Origin of the sequence: Streptomyces sp. NPDC002886 (assembly GCF_042888445.1) — a bacterium.
GTDB lineage: Bacteria > Actinomycetota > Actinomycetes > Streptomycetales > Streptomycetaceae > Streptomyces.
The window spans coordinates 1-23,189 of sequence record NZ_JBIAPV010000006.1 but is presented as its reverse complement, the minus strand read 5'-3'; the positions used below and the strand labels follow the sequence as shown (position 1 = coordinate 23,189).

Genomic DNA, 23,189 nt, shown 5'->3' with positions numbered 1-23,189 from the left:
AGGGGGCCGGGTTGGCACCACCCGGAACAAGTCGCGCGCCAGGGTTTCCGGGCCTGTGCGCGGAGCTAGATGCGCGAATTGCGCAGCGACTGCCACACGGCGCCGGCCAGTGCCCGCGTCGACTGCGGGACAGACAGGTGTTCGTGCTGGCGGTACAGCTCCCAGTTGTACGGGACCAGCGAGAGCTTGTTGGAGGACAGGGAGCCCGCCTGGTGGGCCCTGTACACCGCGAGCGGCTCAGCCAGACCTCGGGCGTCAGCGCCATCCCGCATGATCGACAGCCACAGGGCGTAGTCCTGGCGCTTGCGCATCGTCGGCATGAGCCGTGTGCCCAGCACTGTGCGGGAGTACATGGCGGTGAGGGCGCCGATGTGGTCTTGGACCAGCATCGCGCGGTAGTCCACGTGCGACCGTGCCCGGACCACCCGCCCGTTGGGGATCCAGTCGGTGCTCTCGCCGTCGTAGTCGGCGTCCATCTTGAAGTACGAGGTGAACGTCAGCGGCGCATCGCCTTCGGCGGCGAAGGCGAGCTGCTTCTCGGTCTTCTCTGGAAGCCACATGTCGTCGCTGTCGAGGAAGGCGATGTACTCCCCGCGGGCCCGCTCGATGGCGAGGTTGCGGGCACGGCCCGCACCGCCCCGCTCGGGTGCCACCCGTGGCAGGACGCGTTCGTCCTGCTCGGCGAGCTCACGGAGTAGATCGAGGGAGCCATCGGAGGACCGGTCGTCGGTGACCAGCAGCTCCAGGTCGCTGTGGGTCTGCGAGAGGACCGAGCGGACAGCTGCGCCGAGGGTGGACGCCGAGTTGTACACGGGCATCACGACGGACACCAAAGGCACAGCGATCTCCTTGCCAGACCAGGAATGAAAGTCCCATTCAAACACCGCAACCGAGTAGGAGCTGCCATGCAGATCGTTATCGCTGGTCAGGGCTACGTTGGACTTCCCCTGGCCGTACGCGCCGCTGAGGTAGGTCACCGAGTCGTCGGTTACGACGTGGACCCTCACTGCGTGCAGCAGCTAGCCGCTGGCCACTCCTACGTGGAGGACGTGACCTCCACGCGACTTCGCGCAGTCCTGGACAGCGGCGCCTACTCCGCGACCACCGACACCACCACGCTGGCTGGCTTCGACATCGCGGTGATCACCGTGCCGACCCCGCTGCGGGATGACGTGCCTGACCTGACCTACATCGAGTCCTGCGCCCGGACCCTGGGCGAGTACCTGCGCCCCGGCGCGGCTGTGGTCTTGGAATCCACGACGTATCCCGGCACCACCGAAGAGCTGCTGGTGCCGGTCCTGGAGAGGGTCTCGGGCCTCAAGGGAGGGGTGGACTTCCTGGCTGGCTTCAGCCCCGAGCGCATCGCGCCGGGGAACCCGCGCTGGTCGTTCGAGGGGACCCCGAAATTGGTGTCCGGTATCACCGATAAATCACTCGAAGTGATCACGGCCTTCTACGACGGCATCTTCCAGAGGACCGTGCCTGTGTCAGGGACCAGGGTCGCCGAGATGGCCAAGCTGATCGAGAACACCTTCCGGTTCGTCAACATCTCCCTGGTCAACGAGCTGGCGATGCTGGCCAAGCCGCTCGGTGTGGACATCTGGGAGGCGATCGACGCCGCCGCGACCAAGCCCTTCGGTTTCACACGGTTCACCCCGGGGCCGGGGGTCGGCGGACACTGTCTGCCCGTCGACCCGCTCTTCCTCTCCTGGAAGGTCCAGCAGGAGCTCGGTATCCCTTCCCGGTTCGTGGAGCTCGCCGCCGACGTGAACCGTCACATGCCCAGCTACGTCGTCCAGCGGCTCGTCGAGGGACTCGAAGAGCGCGGTATGCCCATCCACGGCTCCCGGGTCCTTCTGCTCGGCATGACCTACAAGATCAACGCCACCGACCTCCGCGAGTCGGCCTCGGCACGTGTCGCCGAACTACTGATCAACCTCGGCGCCGACGTCCGCGGCGCCGAGCCCAACCTCCGGTACGGCGACGACACCTACCTGAACGTGCCCCTGGTGGACGCGACCGCGCAGGAGATCGCTGCTTCCGACGCCGTGGTGCTTCTCATGGACCACGCACGATTCGACCTTGCGATGATCCAGCAGAACGCTCCCTACGTCCTCGACTGCCGTAACCGCCTGTCAGGACCCAACGTCGAAGTTCTCTAGCTGCTCGCCATCGCCCGATCGGCTGTCAACTCTCCTGGAGATCTCGTGCGCGACGAATGGGAACAGGCTCACACGGACTACACCAGGCCCCCGCAGCGTCGGTCTCCTGCTTCGTTGGCGGAGAGCGAGAGTGACTGGCGCCAGTACCTGCACTGCTCGACCCCCAACGGGTCGCTGTTACTGCGAAATGCGATGACCGAAGCGCTCGTCAGCGGAAAGCCTCTGCACCTGTTGCACGTCACCAGGGACATCGACGCCATCCGCATCAGCCGGCAGGTGCACGTCTCCACCGGATGCCTGGTCGGGGCCCTGTACTGCTCGCCTCTCACCAGCCAGCGCGAGGGGCTGCGCCCACACAACCTCGGCGCCTACCTGATGCGGACGAAGCCCTCCACCAAGGCCCTGGTCTTCGAGGTTACCCCGGACGCTCCGGTCCCGCCCAAGGGCATCGACTACCTGCATCTCGGTGCCATCCACCTGCGTACTTACCAGCGGTACCAGAGCTTCCTCACCCCCGCGGAGAATGACCAGCTCAACCGCGCCGTACTGACCGGGCTGCGTGCAGGCGCCCCGTTCCTCGACCTTGCGCTGCGCAACGCCGTCGGTCAGCGCAGTGCAGCACCCGAGTTCATCGACCAGCTGGCTGACGCCGTGGCCCACGTGCCGTTCCTCGGCTACCTGTACTTCGAGGTCCTGTCCGAGTACCTGATGCTCCACTCCGCCACTTCGGAGACCAAGACGTTCGCCCAGATTGGAGAACTGAACAACTCGCTCTACAAGAGGCTGGCTTTCGCCGCTGTGGATGGGATGGATCGGTTGTTCGACCTGGCCCGTTTCAATCCGCGCCACCACCGGCTCATTCAGCTCATCGGAGGCATTGAGCCGGCTCTCGGCCCGGGAGTCGCCGAGTACGTCCGGCGACGGCTCTCCCACCTCTTCGCCCAAATCGCGCTGCACCCATCTCAAGACGCCGCCGCCGTCACCTTCCAGAGCGCCGATTTCAGCACCCTCCAGAAGGCCGCGCCCGGACTGATCGGCCAGATGATCTTCCGTGAGATCCGGTACATGTCCCGTTACCAGCACCTGTATCACTGCTTCGAGAAAGCCAAGGCGCTGGAGGCGTGGGACTACTGGAACTGCGAAGGAATCCCCACACCCTTCAACGGCGTCATCCCCAAGGGAGAAATTGGGATCAATCCAGCCTATCCCCGATCGGCAGTTCGAGTATGGACGGCACGACCAGACCGCAAGGGCTACCTGCACCCGGACGAGGAGATCACGGCCGTCCTCACCCCGCACCTAGCGTCGTGGTGGGCACCGCCACGACAGCGCGAGACGCACGACGCCGCCGACGTATCACGCGTCGAGCTGACCCCGGTAGCTCGATCACCGATCCCCACCCGACGGTCGCCCATGAACGAGGTACCCGCATGACCACCAGGCTCCTGAACATCCTGACCGGCATCAACCGCATCTCCGAACCTTCGTCAGGGAGCACGATCCTCGTCCACGATCTCTACGGCGCGATGCCTGACAGCCACACGACCTTCCTGGGTAGGGCCCCGGTCGATCAGGCTTGGAAGGCAGCGTTCGATCAGATGATCACCCTCTCCACGACCAAACGACCTCAAGGCCCGGACTTCGGCCCTTACGTAGACGAGCTGACCCGTGAAGTCGGCGCGCTCATCGAGAGAACGCGGCCGGACGCCATCCACGCCCAGTACCTCGGGTTCGCTCTCAGCCTGGCTTTCACTCGGACCGCCGACAGCATTCCGATCATCACCATCGCGCACGGCCCCGAACTGATGGCTGCCGAGCGCAGCGCACCGGAACGCGAGGTCATGAATGAAGTCGCTGCTGCAAGCGCCGCGATCGTCGCTCCGACCTCCTACCTCGCCGACCGCATCGACCATCTCACTGGACGCAGATTCACCGATCGACTCACCGTCATCCCGTGGGGCATCCCTTTGAGTAATGCGCAGGTACGCGATCAACCGCCTACCGGAACCGGACCCCTGTCTCTGGTACATGCCGGCCGTCTCGACGACAACAAATCCACGATCACCGCCGTCGAAGCCCTCACCCTCACCGATCAGCCGCACCACTTGACCGTGATCGGCGAAGGAAGCCTGCGCGAGCATCTGGAACAGCAAGCCATCGAACTCGGGCTCCGGGACCGGGTCCACTTCGACCCGTTCCTACCCCGCACCGAACTGTGGCACCGCCTGCCGAACTTCGACGCCTTCGTCTTCACGACCAAGGGCCTGGAGGCCTTCGGGCTCGTCCTGATCGAGGCGCAGGCACACGGACTCCCGGTTGCCTACTCCGATCTGCCCGGTGTGAGGGAACTCCTCGGGAACGCTGGTGCTCCCTACACTCCCGGCGACCCGTGCTCGCTGGCCCTGGTCCTAGACGGGCTGGGAAGGGACTTCCCCCGGCGCAAGGGCCTGATCAAGGCGGCCATCAACAACGCGCACCGATACGACATCAGCACTACCGGCCGCCGCCTTCGCGAACTGACGCTCCGCGTTATCTCCCGGCACCCGACCGCAACTTGATGATGGAGCGCAGGGCAACTGACAGGCTGAGTCATAGCGTCGACACGAGGGCATGGAGCGGCCGGGCCCCTGAGAACGTGAGGAGCCGGGCACGGTCGACATCCGTGTCAACAGGAAGCAAGCGTGTTGTTGACCGCTCACCTTTCCCGGCGAGGACTCGGCCGGCTACTCGGCGGCCTCGTGGTCGCCCATGGGACGTTTGTCCGTAGCCGGTATCCCGGTCACACAGCAGCGATATCGTGGGGGCACACGCCAGAAGACAGCCCAGGAGTCTGGATGAGCCAGCAGCCGGCCACCGTACCCACACCCGACCGTCAGCCCCTCGACGAGCACGCCGCCGCGTCTGTCCTCGCGTACGCGGCCGACCAACGCGCGAAGGCCGACGCCCTAGCCTCCGTCCTGGAGGACATTGCCACGCACGGCTACCCCTCGCCGGAGACTGGACTTCCGTGGGAGACGGCTCGCGACGCCCACCTCGCACGTCTGGCCGACGAGCAGCCCCGTGTCGCCTGAGCATGGCGCGCGCCGTTCGCGCGTCATCATGGTAGAGCCTGCGCTCACTCAGCTCGCCAAGCTCACTGCCAACGAGACGCACCGTTTGGACCGTGCGATCGTCGCCATCAGCGTCAACCCTGAACTCGGCACCGAAGTGCCAGAGACCTTGCTACGGGACTACGTGGACGAGATCGATGGGGTCCGGGTCATCTACTTCGTCACCGCGCTACGGACTATCACGATCGTGGCGTACGTCGAAGCCTGAACACAGCAGTAGTGTCCCGGCCCTCATTAGGGCCGGGACACTACTGCTCCTGGACGAGGACCCGCAGGCCGTCCTCGTCCCTGGCGGACATGCTGGCCCTTCGGGGTGGACGCGCATCGTCGCGAGGTCCTCCTCACCCGGGCCGGGGCCGCCTCTGTGCTCGCTGGGTACGGCGGCCGCCGGCCCGGATATCCGTTGGAGAGCTGTACCTCCTTGGGGGTGGTTTCAGGTCCGGGCCGTGTCACCTCGGCGCTCGGGGGGCTTGAGCGGGCATGAAGCTATTCACGCGCCCAGGTCTGGCGGCGGCCGCGCTGGTTATCGCTGTCGGGGCCGCCCCCGCCACCGCGTCCGAGACTGCCCCCGCGCCGCGCTACAAGTGCGCCAGCAGCAATAAGTCGATCGATGACGCCGGCTACTCCGGTCCGTGGCCGGACAACTGGGAGGTGAGGGTGCAGGTGTGCGCGGTGCGTTCGGGCGCGACGGTGTTCGCGTACGCGGCCGTCCGGTGGGACGGCCCGGGGTTTTACTCCACCACCGACGCGACGATCTTCGACGGTGCCAAGGTCCGGGTGCAGATCAAGCAGGCACGGGAAGGTACCGATCCTGTGGTGGTGGAGAAGGACTTCTCGCTGAAGGGGCGGATGGAGGCGGCGACGTCGGGCGGGGACCGCAACGGGAGCTACCGGACCCCGACGATCAGCCACCAGGCCGGCCCCGACGCCCTCGGCGACGCGGTTCTGTTCGTGGACTGGCACAAGGACGGTCACGGCTACCGGGGCTACGACTACACCGGATCCCCGACCGTCTGAGGAATCGTCGGGCCCGCGGCTTTCGCCGTCCCGCCCACGGGCACTGTGCGCTCTGTCACGATGCGTGCTGCGATGGAGACTTGCGCTGCAAGTTGCTGGCGTTGTCCTGTTGGGGACAGCCGTAGCGGCGGTGGTTAGCGAGCCGGGCACGGAAGGGCGAGCCGCCAGACTTGCTAGTCGGCCAGGGCGCTGGCCCCGTAGGCCTCCACTGTGGCGTCCTACGGCTTCTAGCCGACCAGCGCCGCGTCATCGGACCGCGATCACCCGTGGGATCCACCGGCGTACGACGTCCTGGACTGGGCACCGGCGCTGCTGAAACGCGTCGGCGAGGTGGCCGGACTCGAAGAGGTCCATCTCGAGGCTCTGAGGCGGGCCATCGACGCCGACACTGCTCTTGACCTGGACTTCCTCAGAACTCACCCACACGCCAAAGTCCCCTACGGGGCCGCTCCGACCGCCCTGGGCGTCTCCGAACTGCTCGGCGAGATCGACATGCCCGTCCTTCTCGCTGCCCTGCCGGCGGACGAGCGTGACGCCTTGATCGGCCTGATGGGCGGCCCCATCATCGGCGGTCTGAGGGCGTACCTGTTGGAGCACTTCAACGCCATGCGTACCTTCTACCTCGACGCGGCCAAGCGCCGCCTGCTCGTCGTGTTCTGGTGGGACTGACACGCGACCCTCCAGACGTCCCCACCGCGAGGACCTGGTGAATTGCGTGACCGTCCACATCCAAGCCGCGTATCCGAGCTTGTTACCCACAGACCCGGCATACGCGAGCCCCCCCCAGTGAATAGGAGGGGTGTAGGGCTGTGCCCTGTGCTGGGGAGGGTGGTGAGTCGCTGCTCTGGCTGTATCTGACCTGTGATGTCGGAGGGATTGCTGTGGGGAGCGTTCTGGTGAGGACGCCGTCGTTGCGTGGGGCAGAGCATGCCCGTTCCCACGGAAGGCGTCACTATGAATGCCAGCTTCTGCTGCCGTGCCTGTTCGGTCCGGCGGGCACTCGCCTCGACGTCTGTGTGGCCGGGGTGGGCCTGTCGCGAGATTGTCCCGGTCGGCGGGCTGGTCTCGTACGGGTGCCGGTTTGCTCGGTTCGGGATCTGGACTGCGTTCGCGGCCGGTTCGCTGGCGTTGGCCGTCATCTTGGCTTTGCCGGAGTCAATGGTGGCCCAGGCCATCCCCGCCATGCGATCGGCTGCTGCGGTGTTGCACCGACACGCAGATGCCGTTGAGACCAAGGCGAGGGCCAAGACCGGCCGTGCGCGCCGCATCCAGGCCCGCATGTGTGCCGCTATTCAGGCGGAGGTTGCCAGGTGAGCAGGCGCCCGTCGAACACGCATCGCCCCGGTGTCTCCCGCGCTGCCGGTTCCGGCCTGCGTTTCGGGATGTTCGCGGTGTGCGTGTCCGCGGATCCGGACCCGCTCCTGAATGCTGGGCAGGCGGTCCCGCTCTATGTCCGCCTGATCGGTTTCGCGGAGGTCGGGTCCCGGATGACAGGTCAGGGGTACCCGTACCGGTCCAGGTTGGCCAAGGCTATGTCTTGCTCGAAGCAGACTGTGGACCGGGCGACCAACGTGTTGGAGTGCGAGATCGGTCTGGTGTCCGTCAAACGGCAGAAGCTCGATGGACAGACGGATGAGAACGACGCGAACCTCTACACCCTTCACGACGGCTGGTTGATCCATGCCGTGCCGGCCCCGCCGAAGACCCCGCCGCAGCTGGTGGCCCGCTACGGGCACACCGTTCCTGGCTTCGACGTGGATGCGTGGCTGGCCGAGCACGCCCCTGACTTCGACCGGGCAGCCTGGCAGGCCGCATACGACGGCCGACTGGCCGAGCAGGAAGCGAAGGAGACGGAGCAGCGCCGTAGGGAGCGGGCCCGCCGGAAGCCGAAGAAGCAGGATCAGCCCCAGCTCTCAGGCCAGGAGGAGCTGTCCTCGGAAGGGGGTGGCGTCATGGGTGATGCTACGGGGGGCGTCACGGGTGACGCGTCGGGTGGCGTCATGGGTGACGCGCTTCTTTCAAGAGCCGCTGTTCAAGAGCCAACTACAGGAACCACAGCGCCGTCGGCGCGTAGCGCCACTGACGCCCGTAGGGCTGGTGCGGGTAGTAGCGCGCGCGGACGCGAGAGCGGCTTCGCCGCGGCCGATGGCGCCAAGGCGCTGAACCAGGCAGCACGGTCCGGAAGGAGTGCCGGGATCCGGGGTGCCCAGTTACCGAAGGAGCAGGCCATGGCGGTTGCCGCAGTGGAGGCTGCCTGGCCCGAGGCCCTGGCTGTGTTGCTGCCGAAGTTCCGCCCTGTGGAGATCACGAAGGCGATCTTGGCCGCGCTGGACGGCGGCCGGACGGCCGAGCAGCTGGCGGAGCGGGTTCGGCGCCGGTGGTGGGAACACGGCTACGCCGTGGACGCCGCCGAGGGCGGCAAGGGCATCGGCTCGGCGGTCGGTGTTGCGGTCGGGCTGGTGCGCCCGCCGACGGACTGCCCGGACCCGATGTGCGAGGACGGCGCCCGGATCCACGTGGGCCCCCGCGACGTCTGCCCGAAGTGCGAGGAACGCAGGGCGCAGCGTAGGGCGGGCCGGCGGCAGGGTCTCGTGCCCGGCCCACACCGCGAGGCGGAGCCGACCCCGGTGTGGTGGGACTGCGCGGGCGCACGCTGCACCGCGACGGGGAAAGGAACCCGGCCCGGGGACGGCCTGTGTTGGGCCTGCCACGACCGGGCCGAAGCCGAGGAGATCGAGCGGGCCATGGCCGGCCTGCGCGCCGAGCGGGACGCCGAGTACTGCGCCCAGGCCGAGCGGGCGAAAGCGGCGGCGAAGTGGGCGCTGCTGCTGGATGACGCCTACACCGAGTACGATGAGCGTGAAACGGCCACTGACGCGGTGCTGAGGGCTCGACGAGCGGCCGAGGTGGAGGAGACCCGCCGGATCCGTGAGCAGTTAGTCCGCGACCACCCCGAGCTGGCCGTCTATGCGGAGCACCCCGACGAGCTAGCTGCCAGCGCCCCACCCCAAGGCCCTGTGCACGGTTCTGGGCGCCTTGCAGATGTAACCCGCACCTCGGGAGTGGCAAGCCAACTGAAAGCCGATCAGGGCGGCCTCTGGGGTCTGTGATGGGAGGAAGGGCAGAAGTGGCAGCGGTTCAGGGTGTGATGGAGGATCCTCACTTGTCGCCCCTTGGCTCACCCCCTAGCTGGCCATGCTGCCAGCCGCACGGACACCACGGGCTTGGGCCGCGCGGAGCATTTGAAGACGGTCCTTCCGGTGCTGGGGGCCGGCGGAGAGACGGCGCGGCCGCCGGGCCCAAGGCGGCGCGCCCGGTACGAGCTCGCCGAGCGACTGTGGCGCGGACTGACACGGTGCCGGGACGCGCGGTTCAACACCCGTGCTCGTCGAGCACCGTCCGGGTCGCCGGGTCGAGCGGGCGCAGCGGATGCGTACTGCCGTTCTCGGCCAGGCCCAGGCGCAGCGTCCTCCCGCCGTGCACAGGTGTCACGGTCAGCACGCCGGCGTCGGCCATGGACTGGACCGAGTCGCGCCGGTAGGGGCTGGAGGCGAGGCACCCGTCGGCGTACTCCCGCTCGTAGCGTTCGCATTGCACCGCAACCCAACCCGGTCCTCACCACGTTGCAATATCTTGCAACCTCGACGAACCCACCGGCCGCCGATGTTGCCCAGCCATCCCGTCGGGGCACCGCAAGCCCGCTAGAGCCTGTCTGACAAAGATCATCTGGTTGGTTCGCGGAGCCAGAGGATCAGTGATGCAAGGACGATTCCGGCTCGGTAGCGGTCAGCGAGCTTGTCGAACCTGGTCGAGATCGCACGGAATTGCTTGAGGCGTGCGAAGCATCGTTCGACCACGTTGCGGTCGCGGTAGACGTCCTTGTCGAAGGCCGGGGGACGGCCACCGAGGCGCCCCCGGCGCTGGCGGTTGGTCTTCTGGTCGCGGCGTTCGGGGATCGTGACGGCGATCCCGCGGCGCCGCAGGAGGTGCCGGATCGCCCGGCTGGAGTAGGCCTTGTCGCCCAGGACTCGGGCCGGTGTCGTGCGCGGACGGCCCGCGGCGGCTCGCGGAACGCGGATCCCGTCGAGGACCTGGCCGAACGCGGTCGCGTCGTTGACGTTGCCGGGCGTGAGGACGATGGACAGGGGCAGGCCTCGGCCGTCGACCGCGAGGTGGACCTTGGTGGTCAGCCCGCCTCGGGACCGGCCGAGGGCCTGGCGAGTCTGCGAGCCGCCCGGATCTTCCAGTTCGTCCCCGTCTGCGTCCCCTTTTTGCGGGCGCCAGCGGCATGCTGGTGGGCCCGGTTGACCGTGAAGTCGACGGCGACGGTCCACTCCACCCGGCCTACCGCGTCGTCGCGGACCTGCGCATGTTCCAGCAACCGGGCCCACGTGCCGTCCGCCTCCCAGCGGGCGAACCTCTCGTAGACGGTCTGCCACGGCCCGTACCGCTCGGGCAGGTCACGCCAAGGCGCCCCGGTACGCAGCAGCCACAACACACCGTTGACCACCTGCCGGTGATCACGCCACGGACGGCCACGCCCATCTACCTGCGGCAACAAGGGCTCTATCCGCCCCCACGCCGCGTCCGTCAACTCACCCCGACCTGCCACAAGATCAATTATCAGACAGGCTCTAGGGCTGAGGAGCTGCCGACCTTCGCGTATGCGTGGACAGACTGATGTCCGTTAAGCGGGTCCGTCCGGAGCGTAAGGAAGAACCACGGCCAGTCAAAGGCGCTTTGCGAGCGTCGCTGGGGAGAGGAGACAGCGCCAAACCCCTGAACCTGGCCGTGAAGACCGTCAGCCGGCCGAAGAACGCGGTCGGGTTCGTCGTCCTGCCCCGCCGCTGGGTGGTCGAGAGGTCGCTGGCCTGGGTCATGCACGCCCGCAGGCACGCCCGCGACTACGAGCGGCTCGTCCAGCACTCCGAATCGTTGATCACCTGGGCCGCGATCACCCTCATGACCAGGCGCAGCACCCGCCGGCAGTCCCACCGGGCCAGCCAGCCGGCCTCTCGCGAACACACACGGGACTGACCACGGTCACCACCGCGACCGCCAACCACGCTTACCACCGAGCCGCACAGCTCGTCAGCCGCTCCGGCACACACGTGACGACGCCGAATGCAGGCGAGTCGACGACCCCGCCCCCGCAGTCACGCGCAATTCGTGCAGTCGGTGACGTGGCTGGCATGCGCGGATTTGATCAGGGCGAAGTCGGCCTCGACCACTCGGCTGGAATACGAGGCGAGGGCGCCGAGTCCTACCCGCTCACCGTTCTTGAAGACTAGTCCTGGATCCTGCGCCGGGGCCAGGCCGGGGCCGTCACCGGTGCTGACCGCGCCGATCACACACCACGGAACGACTTTCGATCGCCCCAGGCCGCGTTCGGTCAGGCCAGTGGGGTCGATCCTCACTCCCATGACGCAGCTGCGGAACACAATCCAGAGACCGCCCGCGCCAATGACGGCATAGAGCACCAAGCCAAAAGGATCTCCGGCGACCGACCCGCTGATCAGCATCCCAGCGGCCAACAGCGCAAACAGACCCCCGACCATGAACAGGACTACCTGCTGCCCTGGCCTGTTGAGGATCCGGGTGGGTATCGGGCTCGGTGACGTGGGCTCCATGAGCACGACCCTAAGCCGCCGTACACCGCGTAGCTCAGATCGCAGGATCGGCGACGGAGCCCACCGACGTGCGCGCCAGCAGAGGAGCATCTCAAAGGATATGGATCAGGTACTAACAGCGGTCCAGGTGTGCGTCGAGCTTGGCGTCGGCAAGCGCCTGGACGGACTCGCTGTGCGTCATGCCCCGGGCGCGACGCCGGACCGAGCACCGGCCGATCGATAGGCGCGGCCGCTGCAAGCTATCGGTCGTGATCATCAGCCCTCTCTCGTGGAGGGGCCTAGGATTCCCCTGCCGATCAGGCGGTCTTCAGCGCAACGGTCGGCAAAGCGATGACGGCGGCTTGCTTGGCGGATTCGAGGGCGGCGCCGAAGCTCGCGGCGACGGCTGCTGCTTCACCGATCAGGCCTTCGATCTCGGCGACGGCGAGGCCATCGCGGGCCGTCCGGGCAAGGAGGTCGAGGACGTCGCCGCTGCCATCTGTGAGCTGCTGAATCTGCTTCAGTTCCTTGAGCCGGCGATCCGCCTCCGCGACTTGGCTGGCGTATGCCTCCAGGGCGGCGACCCGGCCTTCGAGGCTGGCCAGGCTCAGGTCCAGGGCCCGCCGCCGGGCTTCGAGGAGGTCGACGGCCTTCTCTCCTTGTGCGTCCTTCGATGACCTCCTCATGAGGCGGCTGTACTCGCGCAGCGACTCGGCGACTTCCCACTCCTGCAGCGGCAGCGAGACCTCGTTTCGCTGCCGGTCGATCAGCCCCTGCTGGCTGACGGCGGACTTGAGGACATCGCTGGCTGCCGTGCTGGCCCGGGACAGGAGAGCGCGGCACTCCACAGTCAATGCTTCCCAGAGCATGTACTGATCGCGGATGGCGTGCAGTCGATCATGTCGGGCATGCCTGCTCTTGCGGTGTACCACTGAGCCCACCGCCCAGCCGACCACTGCGGTCGCGCCGATGATCAGTGACCCCCACAGGTAGGGCTCGAAAGCCGCAGGCTTTGGCGTCAGCCACAGGCCGGTCCAGAGGGATGCGGCCATGGCGGAATCGGTTCGAGCTGGAGCAAGGAGCCCCCACCAGGCGCTCCGGCCGCGGTGAGCCTTCGGGTTCCGAAGCACCCTCGCCTCACTGGCCAATAGGAGCCTTCGCATGTCGTCCGGCACGTCTGGGCTGATGATCAGCTCAGGGGTCGTGACGACGCTGCCGCCCAGCGGCCGGCTGGTGTTCTCGTTCAACGTCGGTTCCCTTCGCGAGCTGGGTTCGGTGTGCGACCACGTTCTCACGCACCGACTACAACGAGAGGGCCCTCCCCAGCCAGCCCCGCATCAGTCCCGTGCAGCGTTTGTTACACCTTGAGTGATACAAACGCTGCACCTCACTTGATCATTTGGAACTTTCGCTGCACGCGTAGCAGACAAGTAGCCGCCCTACGCAGCTCAGCGTGCTCCAGTCACACGGAGCTTCCTCACGTCGCCGACCCCATTGCAGCTGGTTTTACCCTCCTTGTAGAGCTCCTTGATGGCTGTGCGGACGCGCTTCTCCCGGGCTTCGCCGAGTACCTCGGCCAGGATCTCGCGCTGGTAGTCACCAACGACGAAGCTGCCGTGCTCGTGGAGGAGGTCTTCTAGGTTCGCGCGGATCTTCTTGATCCATCCGAGTCGGCGGACCTCATCCTCCTCGTCGAAGGTGTCCGCCGGATTGAAGAGCATGTCGGGGGCCGTCCTGGGGGAGGCATGCACGGCGCTATTCCACCTGAGCGAGGCTGGCTGCTTCGCCGAAGAGCCACAGGCCATCTCGGTGACGGCTGAAGTGGACCAGGTTGTAGGCGACCTGGAGGTCTGCACGGTTGCGTACCCCGACGATCCAGGAGCCAGCATTGACGGCTTGGCCGAGCCGTCGGGCGAAGCCTCTGGCGATGCGACGGACGGCCTCCGGGCTGTCAGCGGAGTCCAGGAGCTGCTCGCTGCTCGACGAGGAGGGCAAGAACCGACACCGACCAGGTCGATGATCGTGTTCCCGGTCTGCTCGGGGATGTATGACTCGTACAGACGGTGCACGGTGCGCTCGCCGTGGAGGCTGGCCTGCCATGCCGCGGCCTGCTGGATGACAGCAGCAAGGGGAGGGGTGGAGGGAGTGTTGCGCATTCGCTCCAGGTCGGCGTCCCAGGGAACGCCCCCCCGCGCCGGTCTCCGGCCTGTGCGCCCTATACGTTGCGGAACCACGGCCAGACGTGGGCGACTGTCAGCCGTCGGGGCGGACATCGGTCGGCGAGGTGCGCACGCAGTAGCTTGCGCGCGCTTCGTAGGTAGTCGGTCCCGGGGACGTACGCGATTGCCTTCGCGGTCACGCGCTCCGTGCCCGGAGCGTTGTCGACCCGCTGGGCGGCCGCCCGGGCGGCGTTTCCCTGGGCGCTCAGTTCGGCGATCGCCCTGTTCCAACTGCCGCCACCGGCCGGCCCTCTTTCTGCCAGTTGTGGATTCGCCCGCAGGCTCCCAGGGGTCCGACACGGTACTCGTCGCGGCGAGGACTGTGGAGCTCGTAGCCCAAGGGCGGGCTGTCACCACGGTGTGAGAGCTGGCCCGCTCGTTCCCCCTCCTCGTCACCGTCTCGGTGGACTCGCCGCCCAGGCCGCGCCCGGCGTTTCTCCGCTGGCTTCGGGCACGCTCTCCACCGCGAGGGAGCCTGTCCTGCCCTGACCTGCGCTGGGGAGTTCCTTGGGGAGGTTCCGGGCACCGGGTGTATTCAGAGGAGCCCGAGGCGGTTGTCAGGACCATTGCGGGCCTGTGACCGGCGATGGGGATGTTTGTGGGGAGGTTCTCTGGCGGGGTGTTGCCGGAGCAGCGTGGTTGGCCGGATTCTCTAGTGATCGTCGTGTAGGCCGCTACGGTGTCGTGATCATTGGTAGATCGGGGAGGCACGGTGCGCGCTCGGATTACGGTAGGCACGGCTGTCGGGGTGGTGGGCTTGGCCCTGCTGCTCGTCGGATGCGGGGGCGGCAGCGACGGCAAGGCGGCGACGGACCCGCCAGCGGTGGCCACGTCGTCGCCGCCGACGGCATCGGTCGATCCGCAGGCGGCGGAGAAGACTGCGGTGCTAGCGGCGTACAACGCGATGTCGGCGGAGCAGGCGAAGGCGTACCGCGTGGCGGACGCGAAGGGCACCGACCTGGAGAAGTACGCGACGGCGGAGGCCCTCGGGCAGATCCGCAACGACCTCGCCCGGATGCAGGAGGCCGGGACGGTTGTGCGCGGCGAGATCGGTCACGACGCGAAGGTCACCGCCCTCGACATGACCCCCACCACGCCGAAGGCGACGCTGTCGGACTGCGTCGACCTGTCGAAGTACGAGCGCTACAGCACGAAGCGCAAGGAGGTCATCCCCCTGCCCACGCAGCAGCCCCTGCGGTACGTCATGACCGTGACGGCGGAGCGGTGGGAGGGGCGGTGGATGGTGACGGTCATCAACACCCAGGGCGGTCCGACGTGCTGAGACGCGCGGCGACGGCCGCGTTACTCCTGGCCGGCACCCTCGTACCAGTTGCGTACGCGGACGGCCCGGGCGGCGGCGTCTGCGAGGGTGCGGACATGTTCGTCCAGGTCTGCGCGCAGGAAGGCAGCACCCTGCCCGGCGGGAGCAGCACCAGCCCCGGTGGTACTGGTTCCGGTGGCGGGGGTGACTCGGGGCCGAAGTGCACGTACACGCGGCTGCACCCGCAGCCGCCGCCGGACAACGCGGCCTGGCAGGGGCACCAGTACACGGGCGAGAAGGGCGCCGTGTACGGCGTGCACTGCCCCGGCCGGGATGGCGCCTACATGGTGTGGATCGCGGACGGACAGGCGCCGATCGCCCCCAGCATCGACCCCGAACTCCTGGCGCGACAGGCGGTCGACGCCATGAAGCTCGTGGGCCCGGCAGTGGCCAGCCCCAGGGCGGCCGGCACGTACGTCGTCGGCATGCCGATATGGCTGTGGGTGGACCGGTCCCCGACGACGTTCGGGCCGAACACGGCGTCGGCCACCGCGGGCGGCGTCACAGTCACCGCGACGGCCACCGTGACCTCCATCGCCTGGGCGATGGGCGACGGCACCACCGTCACCTGCGCCGGCCCCGGCACTCACTACACCGCCGAACAGGGCAAGACCCCCTCGCCCGACTGCGGCCACCTCTACAAGACCGCGTCGAAGCATGGCGGGACAGCGACCTCGACGTGGACCGTTCAGTGGCGGGCCGACGTCCTCGGAGACGCGGGGACGTTCAACGAGGTGCGGCAGAGCCCGTTCACGGTCAACGTCCATGAGGTCCAGATCCTCAACGTCCCGTGAGAGCTTCCTGGGGAGGTTCGGCCGCGGGGCGTAGTCGGAAGCAGCCGAGGCAGTCGTCAGGAGCCGGTGCGGCTCCGTGACCTGCGATGGGGAGGCTTCTGGTGAAGTTTACTGCCGGGGTATGACCGTGCGTGATGAACTCGGTGTGGGCTGACGTGCCGACGGCTCGGACCCGGCCGCTTCGGCCGCCGGACGTGGTAGATGAGAGGAACCATCCCGGCCCTCCTTAGGCGCGGGCGGCGCCGCCCGCGCCGAGCGCCCGCCTCTGGGGCTGCAGGACAGCCTCGGGCGCCCGTTCCCCGTCGCGGGGCACCACAGAGTCGGGGGCGGCGAGTTCGGTCGCCAGACGGCCGCGACGTGGCGGCCCGTCCAGGGCGAGGGCCAAACGGGGTCCAGAGCCCAACGGGCGGCGCTGCTCACTCATCCGCACATTCTCCCGCCACACCTGGCGCTCCGGAGCAGCGGTTCCTGCCGAGCCCCCAGGTGGTCCGCCGGCCGCTTGCTCGCCGCCCTGGACGCGGGAACCATCGGGCCGTTCGGTCAGTGCTTCCGTACGCCCTGGTCGGGCCCCGCCGGCGCGGGGGACGATGGTGGGCATGGGCGATCAAGACCAAGCCGAGGACGACGTCGCCGAACTGGAGCGGCCACCGCTGACCGGCGCGCAGGCCCGCGCGGTGACGGCGGGGCTGCGGGAGGCGATGGACGACGTCCGGCGTACGGTCGCGGTGCTCGCGGCCCGGGTCCGTGACGCGCACGCCGTCCGCGTCTGGCTCGCGCTCTCGCACCCCTCGTGGGAGGCGTACTGCGCGGGTGAGTTCGGGATCAGCCGCGCGCAGGCCTACCGGCTCCTCGATGTCGCCCGCGGCCTGGGGGCCATTCAGGCCGGGGTCGCCGTCGGCACTCCCGTGTCCCGCACGCGAGACAGCACCCCGGTTGCTGCAGCCGCGCTGGACTACGGGCTCTCCCAGCGGGCCCTGATCGCCGTCGCCGCCCGCCGCGGCGACATCACGGAACTGATCACGGGCCGCCTCGCCGCGCTCACCCGCGACGGCGCCCAGGACCTCGACGCGGCCACGGTGCGCTCCGTGGTCCACCAGGCCGTCCGCGACGTGCGCGCCACTCCACCCGAACCGCCGGGTTGTCGACGACCTGGCGGACAGCGCACTCACGATGGGCGAGCTGTTCCTCGAAGTCGCCCCGGCTTACCTCTCGGACGGCGCCGCCGCCGACGTCCTGGGGCCGCTGTGCGACGCGATCGGCGAGGACCTCGACACGGGCCTCGCCACCCGCCGCTACGCCCTCACCGGAGACCGCCGCGCCTTGCACGGCACCGTCCTTTGACCGGAAACATGGGGGGAAGGATGGGGGGAAGTATCGGGGGAGGTATGGGGGGAAGTATCCGGGGAGGTATGGGGGGAAGGTGCACAGGCGACGGGTTTGCATTTTGCCTGCTGAGGGGCCGTTTTCCGGCTGGTGAGTGCGCGGACTTTCTTGTGTGGGTGTAGGTGGTTGGTTCGGGCGCGGGTGGCTGGGTCTGCGGGGGCGCAGGCCTGGGCGGCGAGCTGGCTGTACGTGGCTCTCGGCGCGTGGGGGCATTCGTCGGGGCAGTCGGGGCTGCTGCCGCGGGCGGGCTCTTGGGCGGGGCCACGGCTTGACTGGTGGGGCTGCGTGTCTTTGAACGAGGTGCGGGGTCGGGCTTCGGTGGACGGACCCTGTGGGGATTGGCGCTGCGCGATGCGGGGCCCTGTGTGGTCCTGCGGATCGCTCAGTTGGGACTCGGGGCGGGAGCCGGCATGGTTCGGGCGGTCGTTGAGATCCAGCGGTAGCCGGGCCCTGCAGCGGAAGGCCATCGCGTCGGCACGTTGATATGCATGTGGCCGGCGCCCACTTCCGCGTGAGCGGGTGGCAAGGGCGCCGGCCGACCGAAGAACACACCGCGGGAGAACCCACATGCGTCTCGGGACCGAGCATAGCGTTCCGCGGGTCTGGGGACACCCTGGGTGGGCTCGAAGTGCGGTACATTTTTCAATCTCGGTGCCGGAGTTCGTCGGCGCCCCCCTTTCATCAGGAGGCTGGGATTGTGATCCGCGCTGGACGTACGGCTGTGGGGCGGGAGGAGCTCGCCGGTGTGCTGGGGATGAAGTGGGCTGCGTTCCGCCGGGCTAAGCCATACGCCGAGGGCGGGTTTCCCGCGCCCGTCAGCTCCGAGGGAGCGCGGATCCTTTTGTGGGACCTGGAGCAGGTGGAGGCCTACCGGGACGGGCGTCCGCAGCCGTCCATCCCGACGGGCGACCATGAGCAGGACCTGCTCGACCGGCGCGAATCGGCAGTACTCCTCGGGGTGAAGCCGCGGAGCGTGGACAGCTACAAGACCGATGCAGGCCTCGCCGAGCACGTTGTGGTCGTCGGCGGCGCCGAGCACTGGCCGCGAGCCGTCCTGCTCGGCTACTCGGCCGGCCGCGGTGTCATGAGCTCCCCGAGTGGCCGGCCGAAGGGTTCGGGCGACACGGTTCCCCGTGACCTGCTCCCCGGCCGCATCGCCGAACTCCTCGACGCCGAGCCCGCGGTGACGACGGCCCGCCTAGTCGAGGTCCTCGGCATCTCAGTGCCTACGGCACAGCGTCATCTGGTGCAGGAACGTGCCGCGCGCATCGTTGCGTTGATGCGTACGGAGTCGGACCTCGACGCCGAAGCGGCGGCGCAGCGGCTGGGCTACCCGGCAGCAGTCCGGAGGGGGGCCGTGAAGGCTGCTCAAGAGCTTGTTGAGGCCCCGTAGCGCCAAGCCCTGCCGAAATATCCCTTGAGGGGGCCGCAGCCGTCCGGCTGTTGGCCCCCTCAAGGCATTTCAGCCCCGCGTCGGGCGGGCCTGGCGGGCCCGCCGCCGGCGGGCCGCGGGCTGCTGGGGGTTGCCCCGACTCCGCTTCGCTGCGCCGGGGCAACCCCCAGCAGCCCGCGCTGCGGCCTGGGGTGGCAGGCGCAAAACGCAGGGGTCGCGCGCTGCGCGCGCAGAATACCCCTGCGTTTTGCGCCTGCCACCCCAGGCCTTGCCCTCCGCGCTTCGCGCTCCGGGGCCCGCCGGCACCGGCCCCGCCGTGCCCGCCCGACGCGGGGCTGTACACCCCTTGCGACCTGCGAATACATCACTCTTTCGTGTTGCGGCGGAGTGGCTGTCCCTCTACAGAATGCGCTCCTACTGCGGTAGAATTCTTTTATCGGTGAGGGGATGTGGCAAGACCCCACCGGGACCGAAGAACCCCGCATTTCAACCCCAGGGAGAGCTGTGCCCACCTCGGACTCGATGCCCTTTGCGCTGATCGTGCAGACCGCCGGCCAGTTCGTCCTCACAGACTGGACGCCGACCACCGAGCCCCACGAACTTCTGCGCAGCGAAGGCATCCACGCAACGGGCTACATGCGCCCCAGGCAGGTCCATCACGCGCTGACCGTCTGGGCCGACGATGACGCCCTGTGGCGGGACGTGCCCGTCAACCACACCGCCGAGCGAGTGCTCGCGATCCCTCACACGCTCTGCGGCCCGGTCGTCCTCACCGGCGCGATCCCGGACAGCGCCGCCATCAACGCGGACGGCCTCACGCACGGCCAGGCGCTCCACCTCATCGAGCGACTGCTCATCGGCAAGCGCGTCCTCACCAACAGCCTGCATATCCCCGAACAGCGCACCCGCTGACAGCCCGTTCCCGCCGCACGACATCCCGGCGGGCCGCGCCCGAGCAAGGGCGACCCCGGGGCCGGGGGAGTGGCACCCCCGGCCCCGACCGAAGAACAAGAAGAGGAGCCAGCATGGGTTACGACATGTACGTCGCGGACGGTCCGGACGAGACCGAGCGGGCAGCGGTGAAGGCCGCCGAAGCCCGGCGGGCCGACCTTGCAGCCCGTCTCCGCGCAGCTACGAGCCCGGACGAGGTGGCGAGCCTCAGGGACGACATGGACCAGGCTTACGACGACATCCAGACCGCGCGACGGTCGTACTTCCGCCTGAACATCTGGGGCATGGGCGCGGCACGTGAGTACATGGGCGCTTTCGGGATGCTCACCAGCGAGAACATGCCGCAGTGGCCGCACCCGGAGGCCTACGGGCTGGAAGAGAGCCCCGACGACCCGCAGTGGTTTGAGGAAGGTCCGGACCGAGAGAAGGCGGAGAACGCGCTCACCGTCGCTGGAAGCCGGTTCCTGACCGACCAGAAGGCCGTCATCGAAGCCGACCACGGCGGTTCGGGGATCCCCCACTACAAGTTCACCACCAACGACGGGTGGTTGGTGACGCCCCGGGAGATCGAGGCCGCACTTATGCAGTACGAGAACGCGGACCCGGAACACAAGGCGGCAGCGATCCAGGAGGGGCCGTGGTGGCCCTCCTGGATCACCTTCCTGACCTACGCCCAGCAGCGTGGCGGGATCCGAGTCCACTGACCAACCCGGGGCCGTCCCCTTGCGGGATGGCCCTCCCCAGGGCCGGGGGAGTGGCACCCCCGGCCCGACCGAAACGCACACCGGACACACTCAAGGAGAGTTCATGGCACACGAGATCGAGCAGTTCACCGACGGCACGGCTGCGTTCGTGAGTGCCCGCAAGAGCGCGTGGCACAAGCTGGGAACCGTCACCACGGAAGCCCTGACCGCCGAGGACGCGATGCGCTTGGCTGCCCTGGATCAGTGGGACGTGCGGCTCATCGGTCTGAGCGCAACCGAGCTGACGCCGGAAGGCGCGACGCTGCTGGACGTGCCCAACCACCGGGCGAGCGTCCGCACCCACCCCAAGACCGGACGCCCCGAGACCCTTGGAGTGGTCGGCACCGACTACACCCCCGTACAGAACGAGGAGCACGCCGAGTTCCTGAACTTCCTCGTGGACGAGTCCGGCGCGCACTTCGAGACGGCAGGGTCCCTCCGGGACGGCCGCCAGGTCTTCATGACCATGAAGCTTCCGCAGACCATGACCATCGGCACCAACGACAAGGTCGACCTGTACATCGCCGCGTTCAACAGCCATGACGGCAGCAGCGCGTTCCGGATCGTCGTTACGCCCGTCCGAGTGGTGTGCGCGAACACCCTGCGGGCCTCGCTGAGGGACGCGAAGAGCAGCTACACCGTCCGCCACACCTCCGGGGCGCGCGGTCGGATCGCTCAGGCCCGCCAGGCACTGGGGCTGACGTTCAAGTACGCCGAGGAGTTCGAGAAGGCGGCACAGCGGATGCTGGACGTCGAGATGTCGACGCCCGCCCTGCGCTCCGTGGTCAACGAGTTGTGGCCGGTCTCCGGCGCCGACAGCAGCCGGAAGAAGACGAACCAGGACGTCAGGTGGGGCACGATCCGCAAGCTCTTCGAGCAGGCGGACACGCAGGCCGGCATCCGGGGAACTGCCTGGGCGGGCTACAACGCGATCACCGAGTACGCCAACCACGTCGCTCCGGCACGCGGGGCGAGTCCGGAGCTGAAGAACGCCGCCCGCGCTGAGCGCGTGATCACGGGAACCGCCGATGACGTCATGGAACGTGCCTTCCGCCTCATGACTGTCTGATGTCCCCCCGCCGGTCTCCTGCTCTGAGAAACGGGAAGCCCCGCTCTCCTTGAGCAGGGGACCGGCCTCACCGACAACGGAAACGGAAGGGCCCCATGAACACGTTCGTAGTCGACTACCACGGAAGCATCAAAGAGCACCACGGCCGGTACCGTGCCCGGCCGGAGGAGGAATGCCCGCACGGCCGAGACCACGATGCCTACCTGGGGATCCCCGACGAGCGGCTGATCCTCAGCGACCCGGAATCGGGTATCGACGTGCTGTACTGCGTGAGGCGCGGCTCCACCACGGAGATTGCCCCGGACGGACAGCCCTTGCACATCCCGGCAGTCGACGGCGACCTCGTGCAGCTCAGCACCAAAGGGCCGCTCGACATCTTCGCGGGCCAGGAGCGGGCCTACCGCTACGGATCCGACCCATACGACCAGATCCAGTACTACGCTTGCTCAGGTGGCCGTTGGTACATCCACACCGTGCTTCTATGGCTCCACGGTGCCCCGATTACCCGTGCCCGCTACACCTCCCCCGAAGACCGCAGGCGGCGCCTGCTGAGGCTCGACCAGGAGGACCACATCACCTACTTGAGGGACCTGCGAGAGCGGCCGTCCGACCCGGCATATGAGTCCGAAGCAGACGAGCTTGAGCGCGTCACGCAGGAACTCGAAGCACTTGCTGCGTGACACCTGAGAAGCCTCAGAAGGCGCCATTCCGGCTGATTTCCCGAGCCTAGCCGCGCTAGAGATTGAACCAGCCAGACCCCACGAGTGCCCGGACCACCAGTGAAGCACCCACCGAAAGGAACTGTTCTGTGAATGCTTGGACCTGTGTCTGCTGCGGGATCTCCAACATCGACCGAGCGAGCTGTGAAGCATGTGGCACACCCAGCCCGACCGCTACGGTCGCCGACCTCGCCGCCACTGCTCTGAAGGATGCGGCTGCTGCTCGTAAGGTCCAGGTTGAGGAAGCTCTGCGCGGAAACGCTCAGTTGGCTGATCACCTTGGGCGCATGGTTGATGTGCATCTGGACGAGGCACTCGCCCGGAGGGCAGACCAGGCCCCGCAGACGGACCAGGTCTGCCCCCTCTGACCCCTCCGCTGCTGCTGGCAGGCCTCGCGTCAGCGGGGCCTTTTGGCCTGGAGGCGGAGCCGGAAGGACCTTGGGTGGGGGAGCGGAGCGGACCCGCCCAACGGGCCGGAGGCCCGGACCCCGTGAAACGGGGTCACTTCCCGCGCGGAGCGCGGGACTCTCAGGGCCCGCGTAGCGGGCAGGTCCGGAGCGAAGCGCAGGACCTCCGGCCCAAAGGGCCGGCCATGGCTCGGAGCGAAGCGCAGAGCCCAGGGCCCGAAGGGCCCTCCGGCCGAGCGCAGCGAGGCCGTTCAGTCCTGAGCGCGCAGCGCTCAGGTACCCGCTCCGCGGG

General features: G+C 68.1%; 22 protein-coding genes and 1 pseudogene. 17 read left to right on the top strand and 6 right to left on the bottom strand.

Features of this window, described 5'->3' with window-relative positions; translation table 11 throughout:
* Window positions 1-65: 65 nt before the first annotated feature.
* Complete coding sequence (locus tag ACFYYB_RS26085) at window positions 66-839, bottom strand: glycosyltransferase family 2 protein (RefSeq protein WP_389437954.1); 774 nt, start codon at window positions 837-839, stop codon at window positions 66-68.
* A 66-nt stretch (window positions 840-905) separates the two neighbouring features.
* Between ACFYYB_RS26085 and ACFYYB_RS26080 the strand changes: the two genes are divergently transcribed.
* The 8 genes from ACFYYB_RS26080 (at window position 906) to ACFYYB_RS26045 (ending at window position 9,399) form a co-directional block, all read left to right on the top strand.
* On the top strand, window positions 906-2,162 hold the full coding sequence (locus ACFYYB_RS26080; RefSeq protein ID WP_389437952.1) for a nucleotide sugar dehydrogenase: 1,257 nt from the start codon (window positions 906-908) through the stop codon (window positions 2,160-2,162).
* 114 nt (window positions 2,163-2,276) lie between these two features.
* Window positions 2,277-3,596, top strand: coding sequence for a hypothetical protein (locus ACFYYB_RS26075; RefSeq protein ID WP_389437951.1), 1,320 nt, complete (start codon window positions 2,277-2,279; stop codon window positions 3,594-3,596).
* The gene (locus ACFYYB_RS26070; RefSeq protein WP_389437950.1) at window positions 3,593-4,720 is read left to right on the top strand and encodes a glycosyltransferase family 4 protein; all 1,128 of its coding nucleotides are present in this window, start codon (window positions 3,593-3,595) and stop codon (window positions 4,718-4,720) included. The genes ACFYYB_RS26075 and ACFYYB_RS26070 overlap by 4 nt, the downstream gene beginning before the upstream one ends.
* Before the next feature lie 276 nt (window positions 4,721-4,996).
* A complete protein-coding gene (locus tag ACFYYB_RS26065; protein WP_389437949.1) occupies window positions 4,997-5,233 on the top strand; it encodes a hypothetical protein in 237 nt (78 codons plus the stop codon).
* The gene (locus ACFYYB_RS26060) at window positions 5,223-5,480 is read left to right on the top strand and encodes a hypothetical protein (RefSeq protein WP_389437948.1); all 258 of its coding nucleotides are present in this window, start codon (window positions 5,223-5,225) and stop codon (window positions 5,478-5,480) included. Before ACFYYB_RS26065 ends, ACFYYB_RS26060 begins: the two co-directional genes overlap by 11 nt.
* A gap of 272 nt (window positions 5,481-5,752) precedes the next feature.
* Window positions 5,753-6,289 carry a hypothetical protein gene (locus ACFYYB_RS26055; protein ID WP_389437947.1) on the top strand — a complete coding sequence of 179 codons (537 nt, stop codon included), beginning with the start codon at window positions 5,753-5,755 and terminating at the stop codon, window positions 6,287-6,289.
* A gap of 330 nt (window positions 6,290-6,619) precedes the next feature.
* Window positions 6,620-6,958 (top strand): hypothetical protein, encoded by a 339-nt coding sequence (locus tag ACFYYB_RS26050; protein ID WP_389437945.1) that lies wholly within the window; start codon window positions 6,620-6,622, stop codon window positions 6,956-6,958.
* A 641-nt stretch (window positions 6,959-7,599) separates the two neighbouring features.
* Entirely contained in the window at window positions 7,600-9,399 is a 1,800-nt protein-coding gene (locus ACFYYB_RS26045; protein WP_389437943.1) for a hypothetical protein, read from the top strand.
* Window positions 9,400-9,661: 262 nt separating this feature from the next.
* Here the strand turns inward: ACFYYB_RS26045 and ACFYYB_RS26040 are convergent, their stop codons facing one another.
* Together ACFYYB_RS26040 and ACFYYB_RS26035 are read right to left on the bottom strand one after the other, a co-directional pair.
* A complete protein-coding gene (locus ACFYYB_RS26040; protein WP_389437942.1) occupies window positions 9,662-9,886 on the bottom strand; it encodes a hypothetical protein in 225 nt (74 codons plus the stop codon).
* Between the two features lie 125 nt (window positions 9,887-10,011).
* Window positions 10,012-10,901 (bottom strand): IS5 family transposase gene (locus ACFYYB_RS26035; protein ID WP_389437941.1). Its coding sequence is split into 2 segments (ribosomal slippage): window positions 10,012-10,547 and window positions 10,547-10,901, totalling 891 coding nucleotides; the frame shifts between segments, so codons are not numbered across the junction.
* Between the two features lie 161 nt (window positions 10,902-11,062).
* Here ACFYYB_RS26035 and ACFYYB_RS26030 point away from each other — a divergent pair.
* A pseudogene (locus ACFYYB_RS26030) lies at window positions 11,063-11,387 on the top strand (IS5/IS1182 family transposase); the annotation flags it as partial.
* A 58-nt stretch (window positions 11,388-11,445) separates the two neighbouring features.
* Here ACFYYB_RS26030 and ACFYYB_RS26025 read toward each other — a convergent pair.
* The 3 genes from ACFYYB_RS26025 to ACFYYB_RS26015 all read right to left on the bottom strand — a co-directional run bounded on the left by ACFYYB_RS26025 (window position 11,446) and on the right by ACFYYB_RS26015 (window position 13,619).
* Complete coding sequence (locus ACFYYB_RS26025; RefSeq protein WP_389437939.1) at window positions 11,446-11,919, bottom strand: PH domain-containing protein; 474 nt, start codon at window positions 11,917-11,919, stop codon at window positions 11,446-11,448.
* A gap of 296 nt (window positions 11,920-12,215) precedes the next feature.
* A complete protein-coding gene (locus ACFYYB_RS26020; protein ID WP_389437937.1) occupies window positions 12,216-13,145 on the bottom strand; it encodes a hypothetical protein in 930 nt (309 codons plus the stop codon).
* Window positions 13,146-13,346: 201 nt separating this feature from the next.
* Window positions 13,347-13,619: a hypothetical protein gene (locus tag ACFYYB_RS26015; RefSeq protein ID WP_389437936.1), complete on the bottom strand. Its 273-nt coding sequence runs from the start codon at window positions 13,617-13,619 to the stop codon at window positions 13,347-13,349.
* A 1,255-nt stretch (window positions 13,620-14,874) separates the two neighbouring features.
* Here ACFYYB_RS26015 and ACFYYB_RS26010 point away from each other — a divergent pair.
* From ACFYYB_RS26010 to ACFYYB_RS25975, 8 genes are all read left to right on the top strand, one after another.
* Window positions 14,875-15,399, top strand: coding sequence for a hypothetical protein (locus ACFYYB_RS26010; protein WP_389437935.1), 525 nt, complete (start codon window positions 14,875-14,877; stop codon window positions 15,397-15,399).
* Window positions 15,393-16,232, top strand: a complete 840-nt coding sequence (locus tag ACFYYB_RS26005; protein ID WP_389437933.1) for an ATP/GTP-binding protein — start codon at window positions 15,393-15,395, stop codon at window positions 16,230-16,232. Before ACFYYB_RS26010 ends, ACFYYB_RS26005 begins: the two co-directional genes overlap by 7 nt.
* Before the next feature lie 1,170 nt (window positions 16,233-17,402).
* Window positions 17,403-17,573 (top strand): hypothetical protein, encoded by a 171-nt coding sequence (locus tag ACFYYB_RS26000; protein ID WP_389437932.1) that lies wholly within the window; start codon window positions 17,403-17,405, stop codon window positions 17,571-17,573.
* A 787-nt stretch (window positions 17,574-18,360) separates the two neighbouring features.
* Window positions 18,361-19,008 carry a hypothetical protein gene (locus ACFYYB_RS25995; protein WP_389437930.1) on the top strand — a complete coding sequence of 216 codons (648 nt, stop codon included), beginning with the start codon at window positions 18,361-18,363 and terminating at the stop codon, window positions 19,006-19,008.
* Window positions 19,009-19,512: 504 nt separating this feature from the next.
* Window positions 19,513-19,920, top strand: a complete 408-nt coding sequence (locus ACFYYB_RS25990) for a hypothetical protein (protein ID WP_389437928.1) — start codon at window positions 19,513-19,515, stop codon at window positions 19,918-19,920.
* Window positions 19,921-20,033: 113 nt separating this feature from the next.
* Window positions 20,034-20,663 (top strand): hypothetical protein, encoded by a 630-nt coding sequence (locus ACFYYB_RS25985; protein ID WP_389437927.1) that lies wholly within the window; start codon window positions 20,034-20,036, stop codon window positions 20,661-20,663.
* Window positions 20,664-20,766: 103 nt separating this feature from the next.
* A complete protein-coding gene (locus ACFYYB_RS25980; RefSeq protein ID WP_389437926.1) occupies window positions 20,767-21,771 on the top strand; it encodes a DUF932 domain-containing protein in 1,005 nt (334 codons plus the stop codon).
* Window positions 21,772-21,866: 95 nt separating this feature from the next.
* Window positions 21,867-22,451 (top strand): hypothetical protein, encoded by a 585-nt coding sequence (locus tag ACFYYB_RS25975; protein ID WP_389437925.1) that lies wholly within the window; start codon window positions 21,867-21,869, stop codon window positions 22,449-22,451.
* Window positions 22,452-23,189: the final 738 nt, after the last annotated feature.